General features: G+C 42.6%; 15 protein-coding genes and 3 pseudogenes. 10 read left to right on the plus strand and 8 right to left on the minus strand.

Annotated features, from left to right (window positions below; translation table 11 throughout):
• Positions 1 to 97: 97 nt before the first annotated feature.
• The 8 genes and pseudogenes from P3L47_RS02745 to P3L47_RS02780 form a co-directional block, all read right to left on the minus strand.
• Positions 98 to 487 (minus strand): DUF6249 domain-containing protein, encoded by a 390-nt coding sequence (locus tag P3L47_RS02745; protein WP_122363726.1) that lies wholly within the window; start codon positions 485 to 487, stop codon positions 98 to 100.
• A 312-nt stretch (positions 488 to 799) separates the two neighbouring features.
• Positions 800 to 2,716 carry a DUF262 domain-containing protein gene (locus tag P3L47_RS02750; protein WP_277782603.1) on the minus strand — a complete coding sequence of 639 codons (1,917 nt, stop codon included), beginning with the start codon at positions 2,714 to 2,716 and terminating at the stop codon, positions 800 to 802.
• 16 nt (positions 2,717 to 2,732) lie between these two features.
• Positions 2,733 to 3,209, minus strand: a complete 477-nt coding sequence (locus P3L47_RS02755) for a hypothetical protein (protein WP_117748424.1) — start codon at positions 3,207 to 3,209, stop codon at positions 2,733 to 2,735.
• Positions 3,210 to 3,501: 292 nt separating this feature from the next.
• Positions 3,502 to 4,805, minus strand: a pseudogene (gene mobV, locus P3L47_RS02760) (MobV family relaxase).
• Between the two features lie 210 nt (positions 4,806 to 5,015).
• Positions 5,016 to 5,981 (minus strand): toprim domain-containing protein, encoded by a 966-nt coding sequence (locus P3L47_RS02765; RefSeq protein ID WP_117748426.1) that lies wholly within the window; start codon positions 5,979 to 5,981, stop codon positions 5,016 to 5,018.
• Positions 5,982 to 6,250: 269 nt separating this feature from the next.
• A pseudogene (locus P3L47_RS02770) lies at positions 6,251 to 7,491 on the minus strand (primase-helicase family protein).
• Between the two features lie 272 nt (positions 7,492 to 7,763).
• The gene (locus P3L47_RS02775; RefSeq protein ID WP_117462103.1) at positions 7,764 to 8,147 is read right to left on the minus strand and encodes a virulence RhuM family protein; all 384 of its coding nucleotides are present in this window, start codon (positions 8,145 to 8,147) and stop codon (positions 7,764 to 7,766) included.
• A gap of 4 nt (positions 8,148 to 8,151) precedes the next feature.
• Positions 8,152 to 9,374, minus strand: a pseudogene (locus P3L47_RS02780) (site-specific integrase).
• A gap of 301 nt (positions 9,375 to 9,675) precedes the next feature.
• Between P3L47_RS02780 and P3L47_RS02785 the strand changes: the two are divergent.
• From P3L47_RS02785 to rpsA, 10 genes are all read left to right on the plus strand, one after another.
• Positions 9,676 to 10,230 carry an RNA polymerase sigma-70 factor gene (locus tag P3L47_RS02785; RefSeq protein ID WP_122363725.1) on the plus strand — a complete coding sequence of 185 codons (555 nt, stop codon included), beginning with the start codon at positions 9,676 to 9,678 and terminating at the stop codon, positions 10,228 to 10,230.
• Between the two features lie 85 nt (positions 10,231 to 10,315).
• Positions 10,316 to 11,287 (plus strand): FecR family protein, encoded by a 972-nt coding sequence (locus P3L47_RS02790; RefSeq protein ID WP_122363724.1) that lies wholly within the window; start codon positions 10,316 to 10,318, stop codon positions 11,285 to 11,287.
• A 250-nt stretch (positions 11,288 to 11,537) separates the two neighbouring features.
• Complete coding sequence (locus P3L47_RS02795) at positions 11,538 to 14,798, plus strand: TonB-dependent receptor (RefSeq protein WP_277782604.1); 3,261 nt, start codon at positions 11,538 to 11,540, stop codon at positions 14,796 to 14,798.
• Positions 14,799 to 14,810: 12 nt separating this feature from the next.
• The gene (locus P3L47_RS02800; RefSeq protein WP_122363722.1) at positions 14,811 to 16,496 is read left to right on the plus strand and encodes a RagB/SusD family nutrient uptake outer membrane protein; all 1,686 of its coding nucleotides are present in this window, start codon (positions 14,811 to 14,813) and stop codon (positions 16,494 to 16,496) included.
• A gap of 16 nt (positions 16,497 to 16,512) precedes the next feature.
• On the plus strand, positions 16,513 to 16,884 hold the full coding sequence (locus P3L47_RS02805) for a DUF5018-related domain-containing protein (RefSeq protein ID WP_147383023.1): 372 nt from the start codon (positions 16,513 to 16,515) through the stop codon (positions 16,882 to 16,884).
• Between the two features lie 95 nt (positions 16,885 to 16,979).
• Positions 16,980 to 18,827 carry a right-handed parallel beta-helix repeat-containing protein gene (locus P3L47_RS02810; protein WP_277782605.1) on the plus strand — a complete coding sequence of 616 codons (1,848 nt, stop codon included), beginning with the start codon at positions 16,980 to 16,982 and terminating at the stop codon, positions 18,825 to 18,827.
• Between the two features lie 25 nt (positions 18,828 to 18,852).
• A complete protein-coding gene (locus tag P3L47_RS02815; protein WP_277782606.1) occupies positions 18,853 to 21,834 on the plus strand; it encodes a glycoside hydrolase domain-containing protein in 2,982 nt (993 codons plus the stop codon).
• 273 nt (positions 21,835 to 22,107) lie between these two features.
• Positions 22,108 to 22,665: an RNA polymerase sigma factor gene (locus P3L47_RS02820; protein WP_122363718.1), complete on the plus strand. Its 558-nt coding sequence runs from the start codon at positions 22,108 to 22,110 to the stop codon at positions 22,663 to 22,665.
• A 2-nt stretch (positions 22,666 to 22,667) separates the two neighbouring features.
• The gene (locus P3L47_RS02825; RefSeq protein WP_122363717.1) at positions 22,668 to 23,033 is read left to right on the plus strand and encodes a hypothetical protein; all 366 of its coding nucleotides are present in this window, start codon (positions 22,668 to 22,670) and stop codon (positions 23,031 to 23,033) included.
• Positions 23,034 to 23,173: 140 nt separating this feature from the next.
• Positions 23,174 to 24,973: a 30S ribosomal protein S1 gene (gene rpsA / locus P3L47_RS02830; RefSeq protein WP_122363716.1), complete on the plus strand. Its 1,800-nt coding sequence runs from the start codon at positions 23,174 to 23,176 to the stop codon at positions 24,971 to 24,973.
• Positions 24,974 to 25,008: the final 35 nt, after the last annotated feature.

A 25,008-nucleotide genomic window follows, 5' to 3' on the forward strand; every position in this document is an offset into this window, starting at 1 on the left:
TAGCAGATAAATGTTATTCTCTACTATTTCTTCATAATCACTCAGATCAAGGATGAATAATTTATCAAAAGTAAACAATTGATTGCAACTCCCTAAATTATTTATCTTTGTCCTTCGAAAGTTTCATTTCTAAAATAAAAGCAACAATTAGTCCGAGACCGCCAAATAGCAGAACCGATGCTCCATACACAGCACTTCGCATTTCATAATTATCACATGCCACCGTAGATATCGACAAGAAGAATCCGAACAATATACCCAAGCCGATTCCAACCAACAGGCAGCCAGCTTTTAACGAGCTAAAAGATAAATTAGTACTCAAACGGGGCAAACCTATTTTAGCATCAAAGGCAGAAGGTTCCAGCTTATCTCCTATCTTCTCAATAATAGCCAAACGTTCTTTCTTCCGTACAAACAATTCAAACAAACCATAAATACCGGCACAAATTATTCCGATAATAAGCGGAATCATTATAAAATTCATCATAACTGTAATTTTTTAGTTGTTAATTAATTTCGTTTACTAGTTTGACGCAGTAAAGAAAAAAAGGTTACAGTCTGAGAAGAAAAAAGAAATACATATTCATAAAGATATTTTCGTAACTTTGGAATACCTTTGTTAGTTCCTTATACAAAGGACTTTGAGAGAATTACCCAATTTTGAGGTAATGACTTGGCAACTGTGACATTTGCTGCGTTCTTCCTCATTTTGCTTCAAAGCAATAGCTCGTGGTGCAAATATATGATATTGGGGTGGAAACAGCAAATGTCCACCCCAATAATTATCAATAATTGTCAGTTAAGGAAATAGAATATCCTCTTTTGATATATTCCAATTATCAAAACTAAATTTCCACCGTTCCTCCATAAATTGCAGCATCAACAAACCACGCTTCTTTATTTCATCTGGAGTCCATTCTTTATGTTTAGAAACTTCAATTTCACTATACGAGCCATTATAGTATCCTATTTCTTTTCCGTCTTTGTTTAGCAGACATTTCTTTTTGTCAAAATCGTAATTCTGCAACTTTGAATTTTTAGAACGATTTAATAGTAATAGATTTCCCAAAGAATTCAAATACTGACGTTTTTCTGAAGGTTTAAGATGCCCAAAACGATTTTTCCAATAAATATCATTAGGTGATTGTGGGTATATGTGTTCAATTGTATCCTCTTTCTTTCTCTTGTTAAAGTCCTCCCAAGAGACTTTCATATTAGCATTGTCTTGTAGGTACAATTCATATTCATAGAGAAAATACCTAAGTCCGCTCCATGAATAAAAGCCTTCTCTATCATTTTTTGAGAATAGTTCTTTTATATGATTTTTGAATCTTTCCAAATCAAACCATCCATAATAGTTTTCATCGTCTTCCCCATCCGTCAAAAAGTCAATATCTGCCGTAATTGTTTCTATATCCAACTGTCCCATATAATACTCTCTTGTCTTTCTGTAAAGATTGCTATTTTGCGTATTTGAAGAACGGTGTGATACAGCAAAAACCAAGAAATTGAATCTTTCACAAGCATCTAAAAAATTCCAAATTAAATCCTCATTGGTTTCTTTGGTAAATACAGCCATTATCATTGGAGGGAAAGCACCCCAGCCAACTCGTTCTAACTTCTGAATGTGCTCTTTTATTCTATCTGAATGGTTAGAATATTGGATGTTAAATATGTAGAACCATTGTTTTACACACTTAGATAGGCTGTCGATATAATTTTTTATATCTTTAATTGAGATATTCCCACTTAATACATTTTTTGCGGTGAATTTTTTCTTAAGTAAAAACTCGGCATACACATCAGATTGACTTCTATCGTATGTGAAATACATTATCCAATGATTAAACAAGAAGTCATCATCATCTAATGGATTATCTTTGTTTTTACCTAAATATTCATATATGGTTTTCCATGTTTCATTAATATCTGTTCTTAATCGTCCTTTTGTTTCATCATCTTCATGTAATAAAGTGGACAAATATATTAGACGGTTTTTTAGTAGTTCCAAATGAGACAAATCTTTTCCTCTATTGTTCATTGTCTCAAATGTTACATATACATCTAATGAGTCATCTATTTCATAATAATTGAATTTCAACCTGTTTATTACCTTATCAAAGATAGCTTCTTTATCCTCTTTACTCAATGACTTAAGTCTATTTTTGAAATATTCTTTTGCAAACATAAGATTTGCTGTATACAATGTTTCGGGATACTTGTCTGCAGCAGAGGATTCTTGTTCTAAAATCTTTGTCTTGAAATACTCATCGCTTGGATTATCCTTTTCATATCCAAATACAAAAGACTTATATAGCTGGTTGTAAGAACGATACAAAAAACGGTCTATCCATTCACTCTTTTGTCCGTAATTAATGCCTTCATTGTCATTAAACGTACATAAAATTTCATGCAATAAGATAATTAAAGTAGTCAATCTCTGCTGTCCATCTATTACATAATATGCGGACAGCCCCTTTTTGAGAAGCCATAAATCATCTTTCCATTTTTCGATATTGGATACCTCATTTGCATTTATTGGTTCTACTGTCAATAATCCAATATAATGTATTTTATTGGGGCTAAGGTTTTGGATATCTTCCCAAAAGTCATCTAACTGGCGTTCTTCCCAAGAATAGCCACGTTGAAAATCAGGAATACGAAAAATTTTATTGTTGAATATTTCTGATAATGACAAAAGCTTTGTATCGCTCATACTTTTAGACTGCTAATCAATTTTTGTTTTCTATATATTCTAATATGTCATCCATCGTTGCTTTGAAAAAACGACCATAATCGCTTGATACATTTATAGGCTCCCAGATTTTGAAGCACTTTTGTCCTAATGAACGACTAAAAGAAAGTTGGTATTTTTTTCCACATACCGTAAAATCAAAGACCTCACCCTTTGTTCCTGTCTCTAAGGCTTCTGATAGGTCTTTCAAATTTTTAATCATCTCATCTTTACTGCCAAGAAAAAAAACGATTGGTTGATGATATTTTGAATTATTAGGTAAAGTTACAGAATACACTTCTACTTCATCTATAATTGTTTTATTTAGCGCCACAGAACCATTTGTAAAAGATTTCACTTTCTCGATTTTAGCAACTTTTTTTAGTTGAGCATTTGTGTAGGTTGGCACAGACAATAGTAATGTTAAGACAAGTATGCACTTTAAACATACACTTGTTCTCTTTAATACTCTCATAATTAGATACGTTTAAATTGTTAAAATAAGCGTGAACCGTATGCCACACTCTTACTTGAAGGTCGTAGGAAACCTTGAATACAGATGTAACAATAGCAGCCCACGCTATAGCGTGAGAACCACTATGCTATCCTTGTATTCAGATTGAAAATTTCCTACGTTTTCAAGTACAAGATAAGCATAACGCTTCTTCTTTTTTCTCGTATGTCTTTGAAAAGGGTTGCCCCAATCCGAATACAAAAGTATAAAAATCCGTGATATGTCATTCAACTATCACGGACTTTATTTTGATTTACAAATTAATACCCCGATTTTGTCTCCTTGCTTGTGGTCTCAGCTTCTCAATAAACTCCTCTTTCTTCCGTCTGAACCAACTGACATGTGAAACTCCGTCTATGTGGAGGTTGAAATTCCCCTCCTTGTCCTCTTTCAGTGAGCATATCGTTTTGTCTGCCTTGAAATGCTGGTTAAACTCACAAGAATAGAGTTCCCCTTTGATGGAAACATCCTTGAACGTGCATAACTTTCTGATGAGGGCATCGCCAAAGTTCAGCGTATCACGCAGAAATTTGATGGTTGGCATCAGCTTCTCCACATACGGGAAATAGTGCTTGACATAATCCACGAATTCGGACAGCTTGCGGTGCCGCTGTTCGTAAGCATCCGTTATCTCCTGTATGTGCTTTGCCTGTTGCTGTTCCCTGTGTCGAGCTTCTTCTTCAAGTTCGAGGATGCGGTCTTGCAAATCCTCGTTTCTGCGTTCCAAAATCTTAACTTTGTTGCTTCCGAAAAGAGAACCGACACTTTCTGCAATGTGGGTCGCTGCTGTGGTGGCTGCGCCTTTCAGTTTCTCGGTCTGCACCTCTTTCTTGGCTCGTCTGAGTTCCTGCTCCGCTTCGGTTTTCTGCTCCTGCAAATCCACCACTTCCGATTTCAAGCTGTCAGCAAGTTTCTGTATGTCCCGATAATACTGCTGTGTGGACTTGTGACGAGCCTGTGAGCCGTCTATGCCACGTTGCAGACCGTACTTTGCCATCGCTATGGCATAACTGTCCTGGTAGGATTTCAGCTTCAAGCGTGTCATGATATCATCGGCACACAGGCGGACGGCATTGGTTGGTTTCTTTCGATACCGCTTCTTTACCTGTTCCTCACGTTTCTTGCGCTTGCGCTCTCCCTTGACAATCGGAACGAGGGTAATATGTATGTGTGGCGTTTCCTCGTCCCTGTGCAGGTGTGCAGCCACGATATTCTCCTTGCCGAACAGGTCGGCAAAGTATTTCATATTGTCGGCACACCATTCGTCAAGTCTGCCCTCCTTTTCGATACCTTCATATCCTCGTGCGTTCCCGACACATTGATACGGATAGCCCGAACTTGGTTGTTCCTGATTTTGCGTGTCAGTCCTGCTTCCTCCAATCTCTTTTGAATGGCTGCCGTGCGGTCTTTTATTCCATCGGGGTATGTGACGAGTTTTCGGTTAAGGTGTGTGCGTGTGGGGTCTGCGTTCTTCGGTATGATGAAACGCTCGATGTGGGCGGTCGTTCCGCTGTCGGAACCGTGCGCCTTTTCCATGTGTAATACTACGAATCCCATATATAATTCCTTTCTTATTCTGCTTGTGAAACATCGTTTGATTATTGCTTATGTACGGCTGTTGCCGTTGGTCTTGGAGAGTCCAGAGAGGTGCAACCTCTTTGGCTTATTGGGGAATTTTCAGCGTTGCTTGCAATGCGGCTCGGAAAATTCCCTAATAAGCTACGGTATTTTCCATCGGTAAATATCCGTACCGCTGCAAGCATCCCCTTACATCTTCAACCCTTTCTTTTTCGGTGGCTGTATCATCCGCCTTGCGGATTGGACTTGCTTCTTCTCCGTTATCGGTTTTTCCGATTGGGACATGGGCTTGTCGCACAGGTAAGCGTTCAGGTCTTTGTGTCCGTTGTAGTTGTCGGAGAAGTCGCAGATGCGACCACTGAACTCTCTCGCCAAGTCCAAGTAGGCATTTCTTCCTGCCTCGTCATTGTCAAACAGGCAATGGATGCGCTCGTACCTATGCAGCACGTCTATGGCTTTGGAAACATTGGCAATCGAATTAAGGATGATGTAATCCTGCCCATCAAGGTTGGGTATGATCGGGCAGTTCCTCATCCGCAACGTAAGAAATGACAGGTAGTCCATCATACCCTCGAACACTAGGCATTTTTCTCTCGGTTCTCCCTGCTGGCATATATGGCTGATGTCCTTCGGTGCGATGCAGCCCTTGAAGAAACGGTTGCGCACTTCAAACCCTCCAGCCACATTCGGGAAGCCGATGGCGAAATAGGGCTTGCCGTTATGGATGAAGTGCAGTTCCTTACATTCCAATCTTGCCAAGTCGGTGTTTATGCCCCTTTCCTGCAAGTAACGGAGCAATGCAGGATGGGTAAGTTCTCCCACCTCTAACTGGTGGAAACTCGGTTCGGATGACTGCTGGCGAAAAGAGAAAGATACGGGACGGATGTGCGGTACTCGCTCCGCTATCTTATTGAGCAAGTAAGGCACATAGTCGGTTGCGTATAGTTCCTCTGCCAATGCGATGATGTTGCCGCCCTTGCCAAGTCCGAAATCGTACCACTTGTTAAGCTCGGTGTTTACCTTGAAAGAGGCATCCTTTTCTTCTCTCAACGGTGATTTGTACCAAAGGCTGTTGCCTTGTTGTTTGACGGGCGTATAGCCCAAACTTTGCAGATAGTCTGCAATGCGTATGTTCTTTACTTCCTGTATGTTCATAATTTTCCTATGGTTTGATGATGATTGTAAAACCGATGAATTGATGAATGTGTATGACAAACTATTGGATAACAATATTATACATCCTCATCATAGTTTCATCAAAGCACTTACCAAAAGAGAAAATCATCATTTGCCATATAGCGTATGGTCTGCCTGACCTGTTTCCTTTTTTCATCAGTAAGATGTTTTTGATGAATGTTTGATGAGAGTACAAACCTTTATATATCAGTGTAGTTATATCCTTATTCATCATTTTATCAAAATAATCAGAGTGTTGTCAACTGTTCTCTTGTTACGGTATAAAACCGTCCTATCCTCCGTATGGGAGAATAGCGGCACTCTCGGGTATAGTCCACTTGATAGGTGTTGTAAGTAAGCGTATTCGGTGCAGGAGTTAATTTCCAGCACTCCTGCAATACCTTACGGACTTGGTGCTTCTCCACCTTTACCTGTGAGTGTACCAGCAAAAGAAGAAGGTCGTTGTAGCAGAAAGAGAAAGTATCCGTACCAACACTATCCATGATGTCAAGGATAAGTTCTTGCATCTCTATCTCCAATCGGTTGCGGTTGCTGCGGATTATCTTCTGTAAGGCTTCTGTATGCAGCAAGGATGGGGCAAACCACATACGGCTTTCCTTTTCGGAGGATAGCTGTCTGTGTTGCAGGAAATGAAGAAAAGCGGGTATCTCCGCTTTCAGTTTTTGCAGAAAGTCGGTATCATCGGACTGCAAGCGTTCAATCTTGCGTACCCAATAGCGTGTTTCTCCTGCATCTATGATTACGGGCAGATACTCGTTGTTGGAGCATAGCACGAACTTGGCAAAGAACGCTATCTCGTCACGGTCTTTGCCTTTAGCTTCCACCTTATAGGATAGGGTTGTACTGAGGTTCTTCAACCTCTCGCTGTCCTCCCTGCGGTTGAGCAGCACCTCATCCACCACGATGAGGAGCTTTCCTGCCCAATCGGAATTGAACTGGCTGCGGAAATCCTCGTTGGTGTTGAACGTGACATTGTTCTGAAAAAGGGCTTTCAGAAAGTTGAGAACGTACTCTTGCCTGTGTTGCGTTCTTCAGATACCAACAGCAGGATGGGCAACTTTTGGATGGGTTGCAGGTAGAGCAGTTGCAGATAGTCCATCCCCAACTCGTATTGCTCTCCGAAGATGTGCCGTATCAATGATTGGATGTGCGAGAAATCACCCTCCTTTGGTCGGTGGTCTATCGGTTCATAGAGGTTAAGGAACTTACCGACCACAGGGCGGTAGCCGATGTGTTCGGGTACGGTGCAGAAACCGTCATACTTGGGAACGCTGCCGATGTAGTCCTTGCCATAGTCTTGGCGCAGGGTCTCGTTGTTCCACGCGATGCGTTTCTTTACATACCCTCCGTTCAGTCTCGGCTGCTCCACAATCTTGTAGAGCGATGTTCCCACTCGGATGAACTCTTCTTTTGCCACGCTGCCATCTGATGGCGGCTTGTGGTTGTCTTGTTGTTTGTTAGCTGACATAATCAAATGGTTTTAAGTTTGAAAAATACCAGCCACAAAAGTATAATCATTTAATGAATAGGTTGTTACGCAAAATACAGCAGAATATAGAAAAAGCCCCTCGGAACAAAAACTTTCAAAGGTTTGTCAATGGAGTCGGATTGAAAGACAAAAACTCCCGAAATGCGAATGGTCGGATTTCGCTTTTCGGGAGAAAAAATCAGAGTATCTGTCGTATTGTTGTGCTGACGTACAGATTTAATGACTGCATTACGTCAGTCTCTCATCCCAATCTACGAGAGGTATTTGGGCTTGACTATTTCGGCATTGCCCAACGAAAAGAAGATGGTTTGTTTCTTTTTTCGCAAGTACAGCCTTTTCATGATGGCATTGCGCACCCGCTTTGCTCCGAATGTGCCGAAGTGGAAAGCGAGGGCAATTATCGTTTCAAGGTTGTAAAACTCCATGCTGCACTTGTCGGATAGGCGTATGGTACGCTTTATCTCGTACTCCCTCAATGCGCCACTTTTGCAAAGAGCCTTTATCCCTGCCCGAACGGTCGGGGCGGTGACACCGAACAAATCCAACAACTCGGATTCGTTCATCCATACATCGGTTGTGTCATTTGGCAAAATAACATTGCCGAACTCGTCTATTGTGATGGTACTTCTTTCCATAGCCCTATGCCATTGTTGTGTTCCCAAAAGATTGGTTCAGTTTGTCACCGAACATTGTAAGGTCGTGGTCTATCTTCTGCGTGGTTATTTTCGCATAGAGTTGGGTTGTAACGATGTTCGTATGTCCTAACACACGGCTGACGCTTTCAATCGGCATACCTTTGCTTAGAGCAAGGGTTGCGAACCCATGCCTCGCACAATGGAATGAGATGTCCTTTGTGATTCCGCACTCTTTTATCATCTTTTTCAATGGCTTGCATATAGACCAATAGTTCAGATTCGGGAAAACGGACTTGTCCGTTTGGAACTCCTCGTAACGCTTGATAATCTGCAAAGGGATGTCAAGCAGTTTCACTTGAACAGGACTTTGGTCTTGTGCCGTTTGGATAATATCCACTTCTCTCCGTTCACCTCCACTATATCATCGGTGGTCAGTCCCTTGACATCCACGAATGACAGTGCGGTAAAGCTGGCAAAGACAAAGATGTCACGGATGTAGGAAAGTTTGGCATCCGCAAATTCGTGTGTCATCAATGTTTTCAGTTCTTCTTCCGTCAGATACTCACGTTCCTTTATGTTCGGACTGATATGGAACTGCGCAAACGGATTTCTCGGTATCAGTCCGTTGAAGTGCGCACGCATGACCACACCTTTCAGCCACATGCAGTTAGTCCAGATGCTACCGTTCTGCAATCCTCTGTCAGTGGAAAGGAATACGGCAAACTCCTTGATGAAGTCGGGTGTCAGTTCAAGCATAGACAGGTCGCTTCGTTTGTAATTCGCCTTGATGAATGCCGCCACATGGTTTCTTGCACGAACCCTTGCCATGTAAGTTCCTTTTACACGGTCTGTTCCCACACGTTTTTGAAACGTGGCGTTGTCCTTATCAAACGCTCCGAGCAATGTCTCATACTCGCTGCCGATTCCTTGATAGGCATTGCGCACCATTTCTGCCGTAACATACGCCTCTCGGTCAGATATGCGTTGGTAGTGCTTGATGATTTGCGCCTTGATGTTGTCCAAAGCGTGGTTGATGTCCCTCGCTTCAATGCTCTTGCCTTTGGCTCGGTTGCCTTTCGCATCCCAAAGTGCTTTCGGGATGGTCTGCTTGCAACTGAACTGTGCCACAGAACCGTTGATTGTCACTCGTCCCATGATGGGGACAATACCGTTTTTCTCCTTGCTGCCGTTCGCATAGAACAGCACTTTGAATGTACTTCTTGCCATACTCGTTTTTGTTTGCAAAGTTAAATATCAACGAGTTAAACCTTGCTACGCAAAACAGTGACAAACGGTGCAATAGCGTCCTACATGTATTAAATCTTACATCTTCTTGGGTAATGATTTGCAAACCGTTCTCCTGCTATATTCTGCTTTTCCTTGCATTTTCCGCTTTTTCGGTTTGACCTCATCTGACACCGTAACGACATTGGTACAAAGTCTTTTAGCGTCATTTCTCCCATCTCTCTCGGTTGTTCCAGCATTTTTATTTAAATTTGCATACGGAAAAGCAGATAATACGATAAAAATGGAAAATCAATTGAACTTTGAGCAGCTATACATCACCTATTCCCCAAAAATGAAACGATTTGCCCTGGAATATATTCAATCGGAAGAAGATGCGGAAAACATTGTCCATGATGTTTTTATGGAGGCTTGGGAACACAGAGAGGTCCTTTCCTATCACATAAATATTCTGGCATTTCTTTTCACTGCAATAAAAAACAAGTGTATCGATTATCTGCGCCATAAAATAGTCGTAAGAGAAACTTCAGACCAGCTCAAAGAAGAATATCGGCTGACCATGCAGATGAAGTTCGACTCATTGGAAATATTTGACCATAATATGTTTAATGAAAAAGATATCGAAACCATTCTGAATAATGCCATTCTTTCACTGCCGGAAAGATGTCGGGAAATCTTTATCAAAAGCAAGATTGAAGGGAAAAAGCAGAAAGAGGTTGCCCTGGAATTAAACATTTCTGTCAACACTGTTGAAACTCAAATCGGCATCGCTTATAAAAAGTTACGGGAAGAGTTGAAAGACTACTTTCCCTTACTACTTTTTCTTTGCAGTTTATAAAGTTGTAATCAGGAAATAACAAAAAATCAAATTTTCTTTTAGCGGAAATATTTAGCTCGCCCGTTTTCTTATATATCAGCAGAAAATGAACGAACAAATAAAGAAATATTTCCAGGGAGAACTGACTTCGTATGAACGGTTAGAGCTTTTGCGTGCGGTAAAAGAGAATGAATCACTAAAAAAAGATTTTATCCAACTGCAGAACTTACACGCATTGTTCAGTATCACACCCCAAAAAGATGACGAAAAAGCAGGCATCAGCTTCTACAAGAAATTCCGACATTATAAGAAAAAACATATAATACGAAAAACAATTTTACGGTATGCCAGCTACGCCGCCGTAATTATATGTATGCTTACTGGAAGCTGGTTCGGTTCCTACTACTACAATGAATCGCTATCCTCCGTCAATCCCAATAAATTATATGTACCTTCAGGACAAAGGGCTTGTGTCACATTGAATGACGGGACAGATGTCTGGTTAAATGCCGGATCAACCCTTCTGTACCCGGCTGAATTCAAAGGGAAAGAAAGAAGAGTCACTCTTATAGGAGAAGCATTCTTTGATATCGCCAAAGATAGGGACAAGCCATTCATAGTATCTACAAAAGGGATAGACATCAAGGCTGTAGGGACTAAATTCAATGTCTACTGTTATCCGAAAACAAATTATGTGTGTGCTAGTTTAATAGAAGGCTCCATTCTTGTTTATGAACCGGAAAAAGAAACACAAAATATCAGATTAAATCCAAATGAACAGGTCTATTACCAAAATGGTGTCATGCGGGTTCAAAAAATAAAGAACCCGTCAGACTTTCTCTGGAAAGATGGAATATACAATTTTGAAAACGAACCTTTCGGAGACATAGCAAAAAGATTGGAACTGTATTACGACATAAACATCATAGTCAGCGACACTTCTTTGGAAGCCAGGGAATATACCGGTAAATTCCGTCAGCTGGACGGAGTCGATGAGATTCTACGAATCATCCAAAAAATACATAAATTCAAAATAAAGAAAGAACCGGAAAAGAATACAATTATAATTTCCAGGTGACAAGTAAATAGTATAAACAATTAAAAAGAATGCCTATGAAGAAATGACAAATGAAAAACCGGCAAGTGTAGCAGCACCCGCCGGTTACGAAAAGCAAACACGAGTTTTAATTTTAGTATTCACTTAACAGAGCAAAGATATGAAAAGAAATCCTTTGTTAGCACTATTGTTATTTAGAATAAACCATAACAAATGGTCTAAAATCATGAAAATTTCCTTATTTCTATTATTTGTCTGTACATTTCAGCTTATGTCCATAAACTCTAATGCACAAAATGTTACAATAAAGATTGCATCAGGGAATATCACCGTCGGACAATTTCTGAAAGCGATAGAAGAACAGACTGAGTACCTGGTTGTATACAGCAACCGGGAAATCGAAACAGAGAGAGTCGCAAATATAAAAGCCGGGACCAATAAAGTCACAGAGCTTTTAAGTAATGTTTTTAAAAATACAGATGTAAAATATGAATTTGAAAACAACTACATCATCTTGTCGAAACAGAGTAAAGGAACGCAACCCTCAATTCTGCAGCAATCCCAAAAGAAAATAACAGGAACCGTCAGCGATCCGAACGGTGATCCGATTATCGGAGCAAATGTCGTAGAAAAAGGTACTACTAACGGGACAATAACAGACCTGGACGGTAAATTCTCTCTTTCCCTACCAGCTAACGCAACACTTCTAATCTCCTATATCGGATATACATCGCAGGAAGTCCCCATCGGCAACCAAACATCAGTCTCTATTCAACTGCAGGAAAGCATGGGTAAGCTTGATGAAGTTATCGTTGTAGGTTATGGAACCCAACGAAAATCCAGTATGACTGCCGCTGTGACCAATGTCAATACCAAGGAATTGCAAAATATTCCGCGCCCAAGTATCTATTCAGCACTACAAGGACGAGTTGCGGGTTTGACCATCAATGAAAGTTCCGGTGAACCGGATAAGGCAGCCTCTCTGTTGATCCGCGGATTGGGAACAATCGATGGAGGAACCGAACCTCTAATTCTTATAGACGGCAGCCCATCAGGAACCCTGTCGCATCTGTCGACTTTCGATATCGAGTCAATCTCCGTGTTGAAGGATGCAGCTGCTTCTGCCATCTATGGAGCCAGAGCTGCCAACGGTGTTATTCTGGTAACCACCAAACAAGGACGTATCGATGATGACAAGCCGATGATCCAGTTCGACAGTTACGTCGGTCTCCAAACACTGGCACAATTTCCAAAGACACTGAGTGCTTACGAATACGCCACCCTGGTCAATGAAGTACACCGGAATGACGGTAAAAGTAATGTCTATAGTGACACAGACCTGGAAATGTTCAAGAATGGACAGACAGACGACTTCCACGGGAATACAAACTGGAAAGACCGTACTTTACTGAAAGTTGCCCCGATCTTTACCAACCATCTAAGTGTTAGTGGTAACGGAAAACTAGGTCGTTATTATGTCTCCGGCGAATATGTCGATCAAAAAGGGATGGTCCGTAAAATAGACAATTACGACCGTATGAACCTGCGTGCCAACATCACCAGCGACATTACCAAGAAAATACAATTCCAGTTCATGTCGAACTATATCCGTACCCATAAAGATAACGGAGGTCTGTCGGGAACATTTTCAAATGTATTGGCTGCATCCAGCACAGCACAGGAAAAATATTCCGACGGAAATTGGGGAAGCATGATCTTTGCAGACGGACGTTACCTTTGGGATACCGGTAACCCGGTAAAAAGTATCAATGAATATGGTCCGGTAGAAACCTACTGGAACACATTGAACACAATGGCCAGCCTGCAATACCAGCCCATAAGCGGTCTGACGCTCAAAGCGATGGGAAGTTACCGCTATTCATGGTCGGACAGCCAGAGCTACAGCCGTAGCTGGACCTCTTGGGACCCGTTAAAACAGGAGATAGCCCAGTCAGGACCAGCCTCTTTACAGGAGAACTGGGATAAAGAAATGAAATACGATCTGCAATTAACAGCAACGTATGAAAAGACGATTCATGACCATTTCTTCAAAATACTGGGAGGTTACTCACAGGAGAACTTGCGCAGCGACTTTATAAAAGGCTATAGAAAGAATTTTATCAATGATTCTCTATGGGAACTGAATGCCGGCGACGCTTCTACCCAAACCAATGAAGGTGAAGCCGACCAATGGTCGTTCGTCTCTTTCTTCGGTCGTGCCAATTATACTTTTATGAACAAATATCTGTTCGAAGCGAACCTGCGTTACGACGGTTCTTCCCGTTTCGCACCAGGCAAACAATGGGGATTATTCCCTTCTTTCTCTCTAGGATGGAATATCAGTAAGGAAAGTTTCCTGAGTAAATACGACTTTATCGACAATCTGAAAGTCCGTCTTTCATGGGGACAGTTAGGTAACGCAGAGAAAGTAGGACTGTACCTATGGTTCCCTGGCGTTGAATCCGGAGCTTATTACAATTTCGACGATAAACTGGTATTTGGAACCCGACCAGCAAAATTTGCCAACAAAGATTTGACCTGGGAAACGACCACTTCCTACAATCTAGGCTTGGACGGTAGCTTCCTAAACGGTAAATATACGTTTGAAATCGACTTATGGAAGAAAAATACAGACGATGTATTACTAACAGTCCCTATTTCCACAACGATCGGTGCACCGGATGCTAACCTAACGGTCAACGCCGGCAAGATAGGCAGTCACGGATTTGATTTATCAGTCGGAACAAACGGTAATTTCACGAAAGACCTCACCTACAGCGCCCGCTTCTCACTGACAGGCTGGAACAGCTGGGTGATCGACCTGAAAGACCGTGCAACCGCATTCAGTACGGAATATCGTCCAGGCGAGGAACTCGGTAACTATTACGGATACGAGTGTCTCGGTATCATCAACGACGAAAAAACACTGGACGAATACAAAAAACTGGAAAACGTAGCTCCGCAGATAGCCCTTGGAGACCTGATGTATAAAGATCAGAACGGAGACGGTCGACTGGATTACCTGGATAACGTAAAACTAGGCAACTGGAATACAAAGAACAGTTTCGGTTTGAATCTTGGACTCGGCTATAAAGGATTCGACCTGCAAGTATTCTTCCAGGGAGCCTTTAATGTGGATAAACAGATATCCGGCAATACCCGAACCTCTTTCCACAATTTCTGGTCGCCTGATGCCAACCAGCTGGATCGCTGGACGGAAGAGAATCGGAATGCAGATGCCCTGTACCCTCGTTTACGGAAAGAATACAGCCACAACACCGATCCGATGTCAAGCTTTTGGGTAAAGAGTGCATCTTATATAAAGTTGAAAAACTTACAGATCGGATATAACTTCCCGCAATCTTTCACCTCTAAAATACGGGTAAAGACATTGCGCCTGTATGTATCAGGTACCAACCTGTTTACCATTGCTCCCGATTTTCTAGACGGATACGATCCGGAAGGAGATATGAAACCGGATATCTATCCGACTCTGAGAGTTTATTCGATAGGACTTAATGTTAATTTCTAATTGGTACAAGTCATGAAAAGATTATTTTTATTCTTCTTCGTTATATTGCTGGCTTCCTGCGACGATTTTCTGAACAAAGGGCCTCTTACTACTTTGTCTGAATCATCTTACTGGCAAAAAGGAAGTGATGCCGAATATGCCGTAAATGGTTTATACGAATGCTTTTATGAGCTTGACGGAAGCGGGGAATTTAAACCCGGAGGTGCTCCCTACATGGATTTATGTACGGATCTGATGTACTTGAAAGCTCCCTGGGAGTTCGGCTTTAATGCATTCAATACCGGAACACTGACAGCTGACAATGGTTGGGTGGCCGATTTTTGGAAAAAGAAATACAAATTCATCCGTAACTGCAACTTCTTCTTTGAGAATGTAGAAAAAGTAAAAGACCAGCTGGCAGAGAAGACATACAACGATTATTGTGGTCAGGCACGCGTCATACGTGCATTCCTGTATCTTCGTCTCGTACAAGGTTTCGGCGATGTCCCGCTGATCACCCAAACACTTTCTGCCGACGAATGGCCGGCACGGGATGCAACCGACCAGATCATGGAGTTTATCATCAATGAACTGGACAAGGCTATCAGCGAATTACCGGAAGAACAGTCGGACGGAGCCCACGGACGTATTGATAAATATGTTGCCTACGCCTATAAAGCCAGAGCCGCCATGCATTACGCCGGATTTTATGGAAAGCAAGACTATTATCAGGTTGCCGCCGATGCTTTAAAGGAAATTGTTAAAAGCGGTAAATACGAACTTTTCAAGAAAGATGCGGACCCGGTAGAGAACTTTACCCAGATATTTTGGGCAGCCAATGAAGGAACGGATAACAAGGAAGTCATTTTCTCTTACCAGTTCATGAAAGACAAACATCCCAACAATATCAGTACCTCATTTGCCGGACCTGGCTGGAAAGGTCAGCAGGCACAACAGAATTACATCGATATGTATGAATGTAAACATGGCTTCCAGGCACATGGTATCAGTTTCAAGGAGATGAACGAATACAGGAATACCAAAATGCAGAGAAGTCCGCTGGAAGGTAAATGTCCGGACTATGACCCTCAACAGGAATTTAAGGACAGAGATCCGCGCCTCAATGCGACTTTCTTCAATGCCAATATCTATAAAGACGATAACGGGGTTTTACAAAAGCCCGGTGAATATTGGGCAGCTGCCAACCGTAGCTTTGCTCCCGACTGGGAAAACGACTGTTATTTCTTTAAAAAGCTGGTAGACCCGACAAATTTCAACCCGGTTTACTATTACGGAAACAGCGACAACAACTACCCGCTCGTACGCTATTCCGACATGCTCCTGCTATATGCCGAAGCACTGAATGAAACCGGCAAAACGGCTGAAGCCGTCAAATATGTCAATATGGTCAGAGAAAGAGTCGACATGCCTGCCATCGCCTGCTCCGATAAAAACGAGATGCTGGAGATCATCAAGCATGAGCGGAAAATCGAGCTGATGGCCGAACATGTACTGGTATGGGATTACAAACGCTGGCATGAATATGAGCGGACAATGCCGTATGGTGCTGAATTTTACGGATATCGCCGTGAAACATTCGGACAGGAATCGATCCTGATGCAGACAAAATATCTTACTTATCCGCAATATTACCTGTGGCCGATCCCCGCAGTCGAATTACGGAATAACAAGAATATGACACAGAATACAGGTTGGTAATTTAAATCTTAGAATTATGAAAATCTTCAAGTATATAATCATGCTATTCCTTATTGTCGTGGGCACATCATGCGACAAAACAGATTTGTATGCATATCCTTCCAGCGACAGTAACAAGACTGATATCACCGCTTTCAGTTTATTGAATGAAAAAGGGGAAAACGTAGTCATAGAAAGTAAAATAGACAGCGAAACCGGTACCATCACCGTCAAGGCAACTCCGGGAACAAGCCTAAACAGGCTCGTTCCTCGCGCCGCCGTTTCAGAAGGTGTTGTGATCGAGCCGATCATGGGAACCTACACAGATTTTTCCAGTCCGGTAAGCTACACGCTCATAGCCGGAAACCGTACTACCAAACAGACCTGGACAATATCGGTTTCTTTCTGATAAAATTCTAATATCACACCGGAAGTTGCCTTATTCTGTAGAAACATAACTACCTTTAAGGCAACTTCTTTGCTAAATTCATTAAACTTACGATCATGAAACTCAAATTCTTATGGTTCCTCCTGATCAGTTTGGCCACCATCCCGGCATCAGCACAGGAAGTAATACCAATCACTCGTTTCGGTGCGATACCAAACTCACAGACCGATGTAATGCCTGCCGTAAAACAGGCGTTGGAATACTGTAAAGATAAATCAGACATAGTCATCAGCTTTCCCGAAGGACGCTATGATTTCTGGCCTACCCGCTATGCAGACAAGACTGACAGTATCGGATTCGACCTGCAAAAGATGAATGACCTGACAATAGACGGGAATGGTTCAGAGTTCATATTCCACGGCTGGATGGAAATAGCCCATGTCGACTCCTGTTCCAATATCCTATTCAAAAACTTCTCGGTCGACTGGGACAGGCCACTGATATCCCAAGCGGAAATTACTAAGTCGACAGATACATATCTAGATGTAAAAATAGACCGAAAAAGCTATCCTTATGTGATCGAAAACAAAAAAATTCTTTTCCTCGGCGAAGGCTGGAAGCTTCCGGTTCTGAACGTATACAATAATCTATACGACAAAACAAACAAAGAGATCGTCTACAATAGTTGGGATAGCCCGCTTGGTAATATATTCGAACAGGAAGCCGAAGAACTGGGGGGAGGAATCGTACGCTTTCACGGGAAAACACCTATGAAACCCGAAAGTGGTACCTTCGTTTCCCTGTTTCATGCCCGTTACGCCATCGTCGGATTCCATATTCGGAACAGCCGGGACATTGTCTTGAAAGACCTTCAGATTTATCATTGTCTGAGCCACGGCGTATTGGGAGAACGGACGGAAAATATTACAATGGATAATGCCTCCATGATGGTAAACGATGCCAAAGGTCGTGTATTCAGCATTATTGCTGACGCTTCACACTTCGTCAACTGTAAGGGAGTTATTAAAGTGGAGAATTGTGCACATACCGGGCAGGGAGACGACTTTATCAACGTGCATGGCCGTAGTGTCATTATCATGAACATTCCAGATGAAAAGACAATCGAAGTAAAAACAGACGGACGATATACCACCCCGAACGATGAGATGTGGTTTATTAAACACGAAACAGCCCAACGGGAAGAAGTCCGTATCGTAGAATCCATCACCCCGATCAAAGAAGACGGTAAAGTCACCGGCTTTCAGATTTCGTTTACCCAACCTATTCCAAAAGGTATCCAGGTTGGTGACTTCACGGAGAATAAAACCTGGGCAGCAGGTCTGGAGTTAAGGAACTGCAAAATACTAAAACGACACCGGGCAAGAGGGATTCTCGTAACGACACCGAAAGAAGTCATTATAGAGAACAACTACTTCCGCAGTGCAGGAACAGCTATTCTTATTGAAGGTGACATGGATTATTGGTACGAATCGGGAGCAAACAACAATATGCAGATACGAAACAATGTATTCGAAGACTGCCTCACTTCCGGAAATGCTCACGGAAGCCGTGGCGAATGGGGGGAAGCGGTTATTACCATCACACCTTCCCATAAACCGCAAGATGCCCAAGCCGAACCGTATCATAAGAACATTTACATCCGGGATAATGTCTTTAAGGTCTTCGACGCACCGCTCGTACGTGCTCGTTCCGTAAGAAATCTTTCATTCACCGGCAATGAAATCATAAAGACATATACTTACAAGCCCTACGCTTGGCAACAATCCGCTTTCCTGCTGGATGGTTGCCGGAATGTCGTCATCAAAGACAACAAAATAGATAAAGCGTACACCACCCGGGATATACTGATCGAACATATGAAGAAATCAGATGTAAAAGTAGCAAAGAAAGAACTCTTCAACATCGATTTTCTGAAAGATATTAATACCTATCATCTCTGGTAGATCTATGCACTTAATAATAAATCCTATGAAAAAAACTCTTTTATTGATCACATTGATCACCACACTGGGAGGATGCTCGAATCGGGCATCCTTCCCGGATGGGAAAAGCCAGTACCAGGAATTTTCGCCAGACGGTATTCCTTTTGTCATCACACAAACACCCTGGGACGTGGATGGATCCGGAAACCATCGCGCCGTCGTTTTGGTCAGTGACATACAAGCCGACGCTGTCATTGCAACCCTCCCCTGGCGGCGACCGGATATGCGGCCGGAAACCAAACGGATTATTGTCACCAATGCCCGGACAGGAGAAAACATCCGGAACGTTACCGTACTGGAACTCACTCCGGAAACAGGGAAAATAGCTTTTCAACCTCGGGAAGCAGGCGAATACTATATCTATTATCTGCCTTATAAATTCAGGAAAGGATCTGACGATGCCCGTTATGGTAAACCCTGGAACGATTATTTGTCACCGGAAGAGATTGCCGATACCGACTGGAAAGCAAATGTCAATAAAAACCAATCAACCCTCCCGCAGGTTAAAGTCAAACAATTCGAAAGCCGTTCGGAATTCGATTTTTTCACCCCGATGGGACTCATCGCTACCAGCGAAGAGGAACAAGTCTTAGCAAAACAAGCTCAGGACGGCTTCCTTATCTTTCCGGAAGACAGAGCATTTCCGATCCGCCTGTCCAAAAGGCTTCCGGTACGATGGATAGAAAAAGGTTCTTCTTCCGAATTCTCCGGTATGGCAACCAAAAACGAATACTATACCTGGCAAATTGGTGTTTGGGCAGCACAAAAAGAGCTGAACAATATCCGGCTTTCCTTCAGTGATTTCGCTTCCGGCAGCCATATCATCCGGGCATCGGAAGCAACCTGTTTCAACCAGGAAGGCATCAACTGGGACGGTAATCCGATCCGATTCACGGTAAATATTCCCGCCGGTCATATACAAGCACTATGGTGCGGACTACAAATACCGGAAAATGCCAGTCCGGGGAATTATCAGGGTACAGTAACCCTGACCTCCGATAATGCAGCCCCCCAGACAATCCGGATAAACCTTCAAGTAACTAATGATTTCCTGACTGACAAAGGAGATGGAGAACTCTGGCGTCATTCACGCCTCAGATGGCTGAACTCCACGATCGGAACCGACAATCTGCCGGTAACACCTTACACTGCAATGCAGGTAACCGACAACCGAATCACCGCTACTGATAAATATCTGACAATAGACGGGAACGGACTGCCGGAAGCAATCGAAATAAATAACCGACCGATCATAAGAAAACCATTCAGTTTCATCGTCGAGACATCACAAGGTCCCGTTACCTTTAACAGTGAAAACATCCGCATAAAAAAAGAAGTAGATGGCTTGGTTTCATGGACTGCATCCTCCACTCAGAACGATATCAGCTTCGATTGTAAGGCTTATATGGAATACGACGGATACATCCGTTACCACCTGAAAGTCTCTGCCGCACACGAAATGATCGTAAATAACATCAAACTGATAACCGATTATGCCTCCGTTTCTTCGGAATATTTCATGGGAACCGGTTATAGTGGCGGAAAACGCCCGGAACATTATACATGGGACTGGAAAGGTCCGTGGGATAGTTATTGGATGGGAGGTCCAAAGTCCGGACTACATGTAGAATTCCGAGGCGGCACTTACCACGGTCCGCTGATCAACGACTATAAACCGGCACCTACCCCGGTATGGTCAAACAACGGGAACGGGCATATTCTCGTCAACGGAACAACAGTCATCGCACAGACTGGAAAAGATACGCTCGGCTCGGTTCCAAAAGACTTTGAGTTCGCATTACTGGTCACTCCGGTCAAGCCCGCCAACCCGTCCAAACATTTCTCCGAAAGGTATTATCATGCCAACCCGAACGGTTTCGCACAGGCTGCCACCGAAGGAGCCAACGTTGCCAACATCCACCACTCGCAGAACCTGAACCCGGTAATTAACTATCCGTTCATTGTCCGCGACTCCCTTATAGAATATATTAATGAGCAGCATAAAGCAAATCGGAAAGTGAAACTTTACTACACGATCCGGGAACTGACTAATTATGCTACCGAAATATATGCATTAAAAAGCCTGAACCACGAAATATTCGTTGCAGGAGTCGGTTACGGCCTCCCCTGGCATTGCGAACATCTGATCGACGACTACAAGGCTGCCTGGTATACGGAACTGCCCGGACAACACTCGGATGCTGCCCTCGTATTAAATGGTTTCTCCCGCTGGATAAATTATTATCTGGAAGGATTGCGCTGGATGTTCGAAAACTATCAGATAGACGGAATCTATATGGATGATGTGTCCTTCGACCGTACTGTAATGAAACGAATGAAAAAGATCATGGCACAATATCGTCCTAATGCATTGATAGACCTCCACTCAAATACCGGTTATTCAATCGGACCAGCCAACCAGTACACAGACTTCTTCCCGTATGTGGATCGTCTTTGGTTTGGCGAGAGCTTCAAATACAACCAGATGCGCCCCGACGAATGGTTCGTAACTTTCTCCGGTATTCCTTTCGGACAAATGAGCGAAATGTTACAAGATGGAGGCAACCGGTATCTCGGTATGGTTTACGGCACAACAGCCCGTCATTCATACGGTCAGTTCTCACCGGCACCGGTATGGGCTTTATGGAAATCCTTCGGTATCACCGAAGCAAATATGCTCGGCTATTGGGACAATGATTGCCCGGTACGCTCTAACCATCCGGACGTTAAAGTCACGGTATATGTAAAACCTCAGGAAACATTATTGGCTATTGGTAATTTTGATACGAAAGATCAGACCATCAAGCTGGATTACAACTGGATAACATTGGGTATCGATCCGTCAAAAGCCATACTATATGCTCCTGAAATAGCAGACTTCCAGCAAGAACATACGTTCGGTATCAATGAAAGTATTCCGGTCAGCAGCAAAAAAGGCTGGTTACTGATCGTCAAAGAGAAAAAATAAAAGTTTAAGCAGAAAAATCATTTATAACATTCATTCGATAGGATAACAAACAATATTTCAATCCTTTATCGAATGAATGTTTCCCATTTTAAAGGTCCATAACCGGCAATCAGTGAAAGACTATCCATTTCCTTAATTTTCTTTGGGACCCATACCATGAATCTTCTTATTATCAGAAAGATAAATCACAAAAATGAATAATGAATGGTGATTTTAATATTTTTATTGTTGTAAGTTGTAACCAAATTGCCGAACTTGCGTCCATTAGGTAGGATGGAGTTGTATAGCGACGCATATTACATAGAAAGAATAGTTGCGGGAGATACAGGTTGCTTTGCCTGCCTTCTGGATAAATACAGCCGTCCGGTTCATTCGTTAATCCTTAAAATGGTACGTAATAAGGAGGATGCGGAAGAACTGGCGCAGGATGTATTTATGAAAGTATTTCGTAACTTGCCGTCGTTTAAAGCCGATTGCAGCTTCTCCACCTGGATCTACCGTATAGCTTACAATACGGCTATATCGGAACTCCGCAGGAAGAAGCAGGAATTCGTTGCCATCGAAGAGCCACAGATCAGCAACGTATCGGAAGAGGCTGTCAGCGAACTGCTGGGGAGCGTATCCCCGACCGAACAACTCGACCGGCTGGAAGCAGCCCTGACCCTGCTCCCACCGGACGAAAGAGCATTGATACTACTTTTTTATATGAAAGAAAAGACGGTGGAAGAATTAACCGTCATTACCGGTTTCAGTGCATCCAACATCAAAGTGAAACTGCACCGCATACGGAAAAAGTTATTTTTATTAATCAAAGGAATGGAGGAAAAATAAAGATGGACAATCATAAAAAGAACCCGGATATACTGGAGAAACTGTTCAGGCAAATGCCGGAAGAAGAACTGCCGGCTTCCTTCCGTCTGAAAATTATGCAACAGATAGCCGGCGAAACGGTTAAAGCCAGGAAACGTAACGAACGATTCGGGCTGGCGGCAGTCATTGCTGCTTCGCTGGGGATGCTGGGGATGGCTGTCATTTCTATTCTTTATTATATAGGGTTACCGGAAACGACCGGGATGCAGATGAACTGGCCGAAAATTGATATCTCCGCCTTTGGTTTCTATTTCTATATCGGTATATTGGCATTGTTACTCCTGTTCCTCGATTATAAATTCAGGAAGGCATTCCGTAAAGAGAAATAACAGATAAGGGAAACGTATTTTCAGGAGTAAAACTATTGTCTATCAGAAAAAAAGCGTTACCTTTGCCCCGATTTTTGAGATATGACAACATAATGTCTAACTTACTAATTAAAACAAACTTAAGTATTAACAATTAGAGAATGGAAAATTTAAAGAACATTCAGCCGGTTGAAGATTTCAACTGGGACTCCTATGAAAAAGGGGAAACTTACGGTGACGTAAGCAAGGACGACCTTGTAAAAACGTATGACGAAACCCTGAACACTGTAAAGGATAAGGAAGTCGTTATGGGAACCGTTACTGCAATGAACAAACGTGAAGTTGTAGTGAACATCGGTTTCAAATCAGACGGTGTTGTATCAATGGCGGAATTCCGTTACAATCCGGATCTGAAAATTGGTGACGAAGTAGAAGTATACATCGAAAACCAGGAAGACAAAAAAGGACAGCTGATCCTGTCTCACAAGAAAGCTCGCGCTACACGTTCTTGGGATCGTGTTAACGAAGCTCTTGAAAAAGACGAAATTATCAAAGGTTACATCAAATGTCGTACGAAGGGCGGTATGATCGTTGACGTATTCGGTATCGAAGCATTCTTACCGGGTTCTCAGATCGACGTTAAACCGATCCGCGATTATGATGTATTCGTAGGAAAGACAATGGAATTCAAGATCGTGAAGATCAACCAGGAATTCAAAAACGTTGTTGTATCTCACAAGGCTCTTATCGAAGCAGAGCTTGAAGCACAGAAGAAAGACATTATCTCTAAACTGGAAAAAGGACAGGTACTGGAAGGAACTGTTAAGAACATCACTTCTTACGGTGTATTCATCGACCTGGGTGGCGTAGACGGTTTGATCCACATCACAGACCTTTCTTGGGGCCGTGTTTCTCATCCGGAAGAAATCGTTCAGCTTGATCAGAAGATCAACGTTGTTATCCTTGACTTCGACGATGAAAAGAAACGTATCGCTTTGGGCTTGAAACAACTGACTCCGCATCCTTGGGATGCTTTGGATCCTAACTTGAAGGTTGGTGACAAGGTAAAAGGTAAAGTAGTTGTTATGGCTGACTACGGTGCATTCATCGAAATCGCTCCGGGCGTAGAAGGTTTGATCCACGTATCAGAAATGAGCTGGACTCAGCACCTGCGTTCTGCTCAGGACTTCATGAAGGTTGGTGACGAAATCGAAGCAGTTATCCTGACTTTGGATCGTGACGAACGTAAGATGTCTTTGGGTATCAAACAGCTGAAAGCTGACCCATGGGAAGATATCGAATCTCGTTTCCCGGTTGGTTCACGCCACACAGCAAAAGTACGTAACTTCACTAACTTCGGTGTATTCGTAGAAATCGAAGAAGGCGTAGACGGACTGATCCACATCTCTGACCTTTCTTGGACTAAGAAGATCAAACACCCGAGCGAATTCACTCAGATCGGTGCAGAAATCGAAGTTCAGGTTCTGGAAATCGACAAGGAAAACCGTCGTTTGAGCTTAGGCCACAAACAGCTGGAAGAAAATCCTTGGGATGTATTTGAAACGATCTTTACAGTAGGTTCAATCCACGAAGGAACAATCATTGAAGTACTGGATAAGGGCGCTGTAGTTTCTCTGCCTTACGGTGTAGAAGGTTTCGCAACTCCGAAACACCTGGTAAAAGAAGACGGTTCTCAGGCTGCTGTTGACGAAAAACTGCAGTTCAAGGTAATCGAATTCAACAAAGAAGCAAAACGTATCATCCTTTCTCATAGCCGTATCTTCGAAGATGAACAGAAGGGTGCAAAGAAAGATGCTCCTGCAGGTGACAAAAAGCCGGCTGCAAGACGCAACAACAAGAACGAAGAGTCTTCTGCAATGGTAACTGGTCCGGTTGAAAAAACTACACTGGGTGACATTGAAGAACTGGCTGCTTTGAAAGAAAAACTTTCAGGCAAATAATCAGGTCTTACTGATAACAAATATAAAAGGAGCTG

The sequence above is a fragment of the Parabacteroides chongii genome (assembly GCF_029581355.1).
GTDB classification, from domain to species: Bacteria; Bacteroidota; Bacteroidia; order Bacteroidales; family Tannerellaceae; genus Parabacteroides; species Parabacteroides chongii.

Excerpts from the sequence above, each read along its gene's own strand:
- P3L47_RS02755 (WP_117748424.1), bottom strand. The coding sequence starts at position 3,209 with ATGAGAGTATTAAAGAGAACAAGTGTATGTTTAAAGTGCATACTTGTC.
- rpsA (WP_122363716.1), top strand. The coding sequence starts at position 23,174 with ATGGAAAATTTAAAGAACATTCAGCCGGTTGAAGATTTCAACTGGGAC.
- P3L47_RS02785 (WP_122363725.1), top strand. The coding sequence starts at position 9,676 with ATGGAAAATCAATTGAACTTTGAGCAGCTATACATCACCTATTCCCCA.
- P3L47_RS02750 (WP_277782603.1), bottom strand. The coding sequence starts at position 2,716 with ATGAGCGATACAAAGCTTTTGTCATTATCAGAAATATTCAACAATAAA.
- P3L47_RS02820 (WP_122363718.1), top strand. The coding sequence starts at position 22,108 with ATGGAGTTGTATAGCGACGCATATTACATAGAAAGAATAGTTGCGGGA.
- P3L47_RS02800 (WP_122363722.1), top strand. The coding sequence starts at position 14,811 with ATGAAAAGATTATTTTTATTCTTCTTCGTTATATTGCTGGCTTCCTGC.
- P3L47_RS02790 (WP_122363724.1), top strand. The coding sequence starts at position 10,316 with ATGAACGAACAAATAAAGAAATATTTCCAGGGAGAACTGACTTCGTAT.
- P3L47_RS02775 (WP_117462103.1), bottom strand. The coding sequence starts at position 8,147 with ATGGAAAGAAGTACCATCACAATAGACGAGTTCGGCAATGTTATTTTG.
- P3L47_RS02810 (WP_277782605.1), top strand. The coding sequence starts at position 16,980 with ATGAAACTCAAATTCTTATGGTTCCTCCTGATCAGTTTGGCCACCATC.
- P3L47_RS02745 (WP_122363726.1), bottom strand. The coding sequence starts at position 487 with ATGATGAATTTTATAATGATTCCGCTTATTATCGGAATAATTTGTGCC.
- P3L47_RS02795 (WP_277782604.1), top strand. The coding sequence starts at position 11,538 with ATGTCCATAAACTCTAATGCACAAAATGTTACAATAAAGATTGCATCA.
- P3L47_RS02765 (WP_117748426.1), bottom strand. The coding sequence starts at position 5,981 with ATGAACATACAGGAAGTAAAGAACATACGCATTGCAGACTATCTGCAA.
- P3L47_RS02825 (WP_122363717.1), top strand. The coding sequence starts at position 22,668 with ATGGACAATCATAAAAAGAACCCGGATATACTGGAGAAACTGTTCAGG.
- P3L47_RS02815 (WP_277782606.1), top strand. The coding sequence starts at position 18,853 with ATGAAAAAAACTCTTTTATTGATCACATTGATCACCACACTGGGAGGA.
- P3L47_RS02805 (WP_147383023.1), top strand. The coding sequence starts at position 16,513 with ATGAAAATCTTCAAGTATATAATCATGCTATTCCTTATTGTCGTGGGC.